The organism is Rhodococcus sp. (in: high G+C Gram-positive bacteria), from assembly GCF_049286785.1.
GTDB lineage: Bacteria > Actinomycetota > Actinomycetes > Mycobacteriales > Mycobacteriaceae > Rhodococcus_F.
On sequence record NZ_JBAQEO010000260.1, the window covers coordinates 1 to 6508 of the forward strand.

Consider the following 6508-nt stretch of genomic DNA (forward strand, 5'->3'; position numbering starts at 1 on the left):
TGCGAACGGTGTGTGCATGGCCTGTATCCAGGCGCTGTACCGTCGCGTCCTCGCGCTCGAGGCCGAAGTGGATTACCTACGCGCGGATTCCGGAGAGCAGGTTTTTGAAGAAGACGGGCCACGAGACGGGCGAGCGAGAGCAGAAGACATTACGCCGTAGAATCCGCGCGAGCCGTGACAGATGCAGTGTGCAGTGTCGGGTGCGTCGGCAACCGTGCACCCCGCCGCCTGACCGGTGAGCACCACCTGACCTGTGAGTACCGCCAGACCCGTGGGGGTCACATATCGAGACCGAGGTCCAGCACGGTGACCGAGTGGGTGAGGGCACCGACGGCGAGGTAGTCGACACCGGTGCCGGCGTATTCCGCCGCCACGTCGAGCGTAAGTCCGCCGGACGACTCCAGCTTGGTGTCGGGCGCGACGGCGTCGCGGCGCTGCACGGCGATCTGCGTCTGCCACAACGGGAAGTTGTCGAGCAGTACGAGTTCCACGTTCTCGGCGAGTACCTCGTCGAGTTGCGCGAGGCTGTCGACCTCCACCTCGCATTCGATGTCCGGGGCGGCCTCACGTACCGCACGCAGGGCGGCCACCACGGAACCGGCGGCGGCGACGTGGTTGTCCTTGATCAGTGCGGCGTCGCCGAGGCCCATGCGATGGTTGACTCCCCCGCCCACCCGGACGGCGTACTTCTGCAATGCGCGAAGTCCCGGCAGCGTTTTGCGGCTGTCGCGAATCTTGGCTCCGGTGCCCTCGATCGCATCCACCCAGGCCGCGGTGGCGGTGGCGATGCCGGAGAGGTGGCACACGAGATTGAGCATCGTGCGCTCCGCGGTGAGCAGCCCGCGGGTCGGTGCCGACACGGTCAGCACCGACTGTCCGGGAGTGATGCTGGTGCCGTCGGCCACGCGATCGAGTACCTCGTACCGGCCCTCCCCGATCACCTCGTCGAGGACGAGCAGACCGACGTCGAGTCCTGCGACGGTGCCGTGGGCCCGGGACACCACGGACGCCTTGGCGACCGCATCGGCGGGCACGGTGGCCGCCGAGGTGATATCCGGCCCGTAACGCAGATCCTCGTCCAGCGCGAGCCGGACGAGCGCACGCACCTCGTCGATGTCGAGACCGGAGGGAAGCGAAGGCGCGGGGGCGGGCATTACAGCACTCCTGAATATTGCGGTTCGAAGGTGGGGTCGGGTTGGAGGAGTTCGAGTTCGCCGTCACGCAGGCGGACCTGTGTGCTCCGATGCCATTCCTCCGAGGTCTCCGGATAGTCGCTGCGGGTATGGCAGCCGCGACTCTCGGCGCGGGCACCCGCTGCCAGAACGAGCGCCGACGCGGTGACGGTGAGGGCCGCGTCCTCGAGCGCGGCGCCGTGGGGCACCACCCGCGGAGCGGCAGCCAACGTCGCGGCCACGGTTGCGAGGCCGGCACCATCCCGGACCACCGAGGCGTTGTCGGTCATCAACCGCTGCACCACTTCCCGCGGCACGGACCGGAGGGCACGCGGCGCCGGGGCGACCGCTTCCACCCGCAGTCCCGAGCGTTCGGCGGCTACCGCACCGACGCGCTCACCGACCACCAGGCCCTCGAGGAGGCTGTTGGAGGCCAGCCTGTTCGCGCCGTGCACACCGGTCCGCGCCACTTCACCCGCGGCGTACAGGCCATCCACAGCGGTGCGTCCGTGGACGTCGGTGACCACGCCGCCACACGCATAGTGGGCGGCTGGTGCCACGGGAATCAACTGCTCCCGTGGATCGATCCCGGCCGCCAGGCATGAGGCCGTCACCGTGGGGAATCGCTGTGCGAAACCGGACAACCGCCGGGCGTCGAGGTAGACGTGGTCGTCGCCGAGTTCACGGAGGCGGGAGGCGATGGCCCGGGACACGACGTCGCGGGGCGCCAGATCACCGAGCGGGTGGACGCCCGCCGTGACGGAGGTGCCACGCGTGTCGACGAGGACCGCCCCCTCCCCGCGGACCGCCTCGCTGATCAGGGGACGCCGACCCAGACCATCGGCAGCGAACAGGACGGTGGGGTGGAACTGGACGAATTCGAGGTCCGCGACCGCGACACCTGCGTCCAGAGCCAGGGCGATGCCGTCTGCGGTGGCCCCGGGCGGATTGGTGCTGCAGGCGTACAACTGTCCGAGCCCGCCCGTCGCGAGCAGAACGGACGGCGAGTGGATGACCCCGAGCCCGCAGGGCGCGTCGACGAGCAGACCCGTCACCCCACGGGGGTTGGTGAGCACCCGTACCGCGGCGGTGTCGAAGAGCACCGGAAGACCGGCGGCACCGAGTGCCCGCTGTACTTCGGCGCCCGTGGCGTCGCCACCGGCGTGAATGATCCGCCGCGTGCTGTGCCCGCCCTCGCGGGTGCGGGAGAGAATTCCGTCCCGACCGCGATCGAAGACCGCACCGAGATCGGTGAGAGCGGCCACCGCGGCCTGTCCACCGGACACGATGGATCGCACGGCAGCCTCGTCGCAGAGGCCGACACCTGCCGCACAGGTGTCGGTCACGTGCGATTCGACCGAATCGGTGGCCACGTCCCCCACCACGGCGATGCCGCCCTGGGCGTACTGGGTAGCGGTGTCCGTCGGCCCTCCCTTGCTGACGATGAGCACGCGCAGGCCGCGCAACGACGCTGTGCGTGCGGCGGTCAGTCCTGCCACCCCGCCGCCGACCACCACCAGGTCCGCGTGCTCTTCCCAGGAAATGCCCCGGGTCGGGCTGGTCACTCGCCGCCGCCCGGGTTCCCGATCTCGATCATGCGCTGCACCGACTTCCGGGCACGCTCTGCGGTCTCGAGATCGACGTGCACCTCGTCCTTGCCCTCGACGAGGCAGCGGAGCAGTGCGGCGGGGGTGATCATCTTCATGTACGGGCAGGACGCGCGATCGTTGACGGCCTGGAAGTCGACGTCCGGTGCGGCCTTGCGCAGTTGATGCAGCATTCCGACCTCGGTGGCGACGAGAACCTGCTTGGCCCCGGTAGCCCGGGCGGCGTCCAGCATGCCCCCGGTGGACAGGATCTTCACCCTGTCCTCGGGCACGAAACCCTCACCGGCGAGGTAGAGCGCCGACGTGGCGCACCCGCACTCGGGGTGGACGAACAGTTCGGCGTCGGGGTGCGCCTTCGCCTTCGCGGTGAGCTCGTCACCGTTGATACCGGCGTGCACGTGGCATTCGCCGGCCCAGATGTGCATGTTCTCGCGTCCCGTGACGCGCTTGACGTGTGCGCCGAGGAACTGGTCGGGAAGGAAAAGCACCTCACGGTCCGGATCGATCGAGGCCACGACGTCGACTGCATTGGACGACGTGCAGCAGATGTCCGTCAGACCCTTCACCTCGGCGGTGGTGTTGACGTAGGACACGACCACGGCATCCGGGAACTCGGCCTTCCACTCACGCAGTTGGTCCGCATCGATCGAGTCCGCCAGCGAGCAGCCGGCGCGCTCGTCCGGGATCAGGACGGTCTTGGACGGGCTGAGGATCTTCGCGGTCTCGGCCATGAAGTGCACGCCGCAGAAGACGATGGTTTCCTCGGGAGCCTCGGCGGCGATCCGCGAGAGCGCCAGGGAGTCGCCCACGTGGTCGGCGACATCCTGGATGGCGGGAAGCTGGTAGTTGTGCGCAAGCAGCGTGGCGCCCTTCGCGCGCGCGAGACGTTTGATCTCGGCCGCCCATTCCTCGCTTGCCTCGACCCCCGTGTAGCCGCCGGGTCCGTCCTGAATCTGCGGAGTGGTCCCCGCCCACAACGTGGTCGTCATGGCTTGCTCCTTCACAGTGGACTCGGGCTGGCCCGAATTTCCATCATCGAGGTTTTCGACTTAGGATCGAAAACATGGCCCATAGTAACACCCGGCACGAAGTGCTCACCGCAGTGTTCCAGGTTCGACACTTCCCCGACCGCATCACTGCAGCTCAGAGGGGTGATCCGCGTCACGCGGGCGTGGCGGACGAGCTCGCGGTGCTGTTGTGGCAACGAGCGCTCGATCCCCAGGCAGGCACCTGGTCACTGCCGGGCGGGATTCTGCGCAACGACGAAGACCTCACCACCTCCGCCCGCCGGCAGCTCGCCGAGAAAGTGGATGTACAGAAGGTCGCACACCTCGAGCAGCTGTCGGTGTTCAGCGACCCCCACCGCGTGCCCGGGCCCCGCACCATCGCGTCCACCTTCCTCGGTCTCGTGCCGCTGACTTCCGATCCGCAACTGCCTCCCGACACCGCATGGCACCCGGTCTCTGCGCTACCCGAGACGGCATTCGACCACGGCACCGTCGTCCGTCACGCCCGGGCAAGGCTCGCCGCCAAGCTGTCGTACACGAACATCGCGTTCGGGCTCGCCCCCGAGGAATTCGCCATGTCGACCCTTCGTGAGATCTATTGCGCAGCACTCGGATACCAGGTGGACGCCACCAATCTCCAGCGGGTCCTCGGACGACGAGGCGTCCTCACGCCGACCGGCAACACCGCGCCGTCCGGGAAGTCCGGCGGCCGCCCGCCCGCGCTCTATCGGTTCACCGACTCCACTCTGCGGGTCACCGACGAGTTCGCCGCGTTGCGTCCGCCGAGCTGATCGTGTCGAAAACCGTTGAGCGGCGCGGGTTTCAGGCCCGGTCGACGACCGCCTGCTCCTCGCCCGGCAACTCCACAGCGTGCTCGATCGGTGGAGCATCGTCGGCGTGGTCGATATTGTCGATGTGTTCAGCGTGGTCGGTGACACCGAGGTCGTCGTACGGGTTCAGGGCAGCCAGCACGAGCGTCACGACGCAGGCAGCGAGGGGCTGGAAGATGAGGACCAGCACGGTCCCGATACCGGGTGCCATGGCCACGACGAGGCCCGATTCCGACGTGTCGGGGTCGGGAAAACGCAACGCCGCGACGCCCATTCCGACGAGCGCCATCGCCCCGGCGCCGACCACAGCGCCTGCCACGAGGGCACCGAGAGCCGCCGGTCCCCGACTGCGCCGCTCCGTCCACGCCGCGGCGGCGGCGAGAATCCCGGTCACCAGCCCCGCACACGCGAACATGGCGGCCGCATCGAATCGGTGAACACTCTCCCCCGTCAGCGACACGCCGCGGCCGGCAGACACCACGAGCAGATGTTCCGCCGGTGCGAGCAGTCCCCACACAACGCCCACGAGCGCACTGGCCACTACCGTCACAGAGAAGATTCCCAGGGAGGATCGAAGCCTGGTCGACAGAAGCGTGCTCACGCCTTACGACGCTACCGCCGACCGTGCCCGATCGAGTCGAACACACCGTGGCGGGAACATTTTGCCCACCACCCGTCCGGGCTGATCTGGACGATCATGCGGCGACCGCACTCCTCACAGAAACGAGGAGGCTCGAGACCGAGGCGAGCGGCGGCGGGCACGGCGTCCGGGGTTCCGGCCACGACACGACGCCCGGTGTACGGGTTGTAGCGCTCCTCCACCAGCAGTTCTCCGTCAGAGGGTGTCTCAGAGGGTGTCTCAGAGGGTGTCATTGAGCGCCTTGATCGGCATCTGCAGATCGACGAGCAAGTCGAGGTCTTGTTCGGCCGGGCGGCCGAGGGTCGTCAGGTAGTTGCCGACGATGACGGCGTTGATCCCACCGAGAATGCCCTGCTTGGCACCGAGATCACCGAGGGTGATCTCTCGACCGCCGGCGAAGCGGAGGATGGTCCGCGGCAGCGCCAGCCGGAAGGCTGCCACCGACCTGAGCGCCTCGGTCGCCGGCAGGACCTCGAGATCGCCGAACGGAGTGCCCGGGCGGGGATTGAGGAAGTTCAGCGGCACCTCGTCGGGTTCGAGTTCGGCGAGGTTCGCCGCGAACTCGGCCCGCTGCTCGAGGCTCTCCCCCATGCCGAGAATGCCACCGCAGCACACCTCCATGCCCGCGTCGCGGACCATGCGGAGGGTGTTCCATCGTTCGTCCCACGTGTGCGTGGTGACGACGTTCGGGAAGTGCGACTTCGATGTCTCGAGGTTGTGGTTGTACCGGTGCACACCCATCGCGGCGAGTTGGTCGACCTGCTCCTGCGTGAGCATGCCCAGCGAGCACGCGATCTGGATGTCGACCTCGTTGCGAATCGCCTCGATACCGGCTGCCACCTGCGCTAGGAGCCGCTCGTCGGGTCCGCGCACGGCCGCCACGATGCAGAATTCGGTGGCCCCCGACTTCGCGGTCTGCTTGGCCGCTTCCACGAGGGACGGGATGTCGAGCCACGCGGCGCGGACCGGCGACTGGAACAGCCCGGACTGCGAGCAGAAGTGGCAGTCCTCCGGACATCCACCGGTCTTGAGGCTGATAATTCCCTCGACCTCGACTTCGGGGCCGCACCACTTCATGCGCACGTCGTGCGCCAGGGCGAGCAGTTCCTCGAGTCGGTCGTCGGGCAGCTCGAGCACCTCGAGCACCTGGCTCTGATCGAGCGGTTCGCCGCGCCCTAGAACCTGCTCACGGGCGAGGGCGAGGATATCTGTCCGGACTGGGGCCGACGTCACACGTATCTCCTGGAGACCG

Annotated in this window: 7 protein-coding genes; 1 reads left to right on the forward strand and 6 read right to left on the reverse strand. The window is 68.1% G+C overall.

Translation table 11 applies throughout. From position 1 onward, the window contains the following. Positions 1-278 precede the first annotated feature (278 nt). The 3 genes from nadC to nadA are packed head-to-tail and all read right to left on the reverse strand — an operon-like array spanning position 279 to position 3768. Entirely contained in the window at positions 279-1154 is an 876-nt protein-coding gene (gene nadC, locus WAW17_RS10455; protein WP_422332914.1) for a carboxylating nicotinate-nucleotide diphosphorylase, read from the reverse strand. After that, complete coding sequence (locus WAW17_RS10460) at positions 1154-2737, reverse strand: L-aspartate oxidase (RefSeq protein WP_422332915.1); 1584 nt, start codon at positions 2735-2737, stop codon at positions 1154-1156. Before WAW17_RS10460 ends, nadC begins: the two co-directional genes overlap by 1 nt. Then, the gene (gene nadA, locus WAW17_RS10465) at positions 2734-3768 is read right to left on the reverse strand and encodes a quinolinate synthase NadA (RefSeq protein WP_422332916.1); all 1035 of its coding nucleotides are present in this window, start codon (positions 3766-3768) and stop codon (positions 2734-2736) included. Before nadA ends, WAW17_RS10460 begins: the two co-directional genes overlap by 4 nt. Positions 3769-3842: 74 nt before the next feature. Between nadA and WAW17_RS10470 the strand changes: the two genes are divergently transcribed. Beyond that, complete coding sequence (locus WAW17_RS10470) at positions 3843-4577, forward strand: NUDIX hydrolase (protein WP_422332917.1); 735 nt, start codon at positions 3843-3845, stop codon at positions 4575-4577. Between the two features lie 31 nt (positions 4578-4608). On the opposite strand, the gene WAW17_RS10475 is transcribed toward WAW17_RS10470, so the two are convergent. Genes WAW17_RS10475 through bioB form a run of 3 tightly spaced genes read right to left on the reverse strand, consistent with a single transcriptional unit; the run spans position 4609 to position 6489 of the window. Continuing rightward, positions 4609-5217: a DUF2567 domain-containing protein gene (locus WAW17_RS10475; RefSeq protein ID WP_422332918.1), complete on the reverse strand. Its 609-nt coding sequence runs from the start codon at positions 5215-5217 to the stop codon at positions 4609-4611. A gap of 11 nt (positions 5218-5228) precedes the next feature. Further along, positions 5229-5489 carry a hypothetical protein gene (locus tag WAW17_RS10480; protein WP_422332919.1) on the reverse strand — a complete coding sequence of 87 codons (261 nt, stop codon included), beginning with the start codon at positions 5487-5489 and terminating at the stop codon, positions 5229-5231. Next, positions 5476-6489: a biotin synthase BioB gene (gene bioB / locus WAW17_RS10485; protein ID WP_422332920.1), complete on the reverse strand. Its 1014-nt coding sequence runs from the start codon at positions 6487-6489 to the stop codon at positions 5476-5478. Before bioB ends, WAW17_RS10480 begins: the two co-directional genes overlap by 14 nt. Positions 6490-6508: the final 19 nt, after the last annotated feature.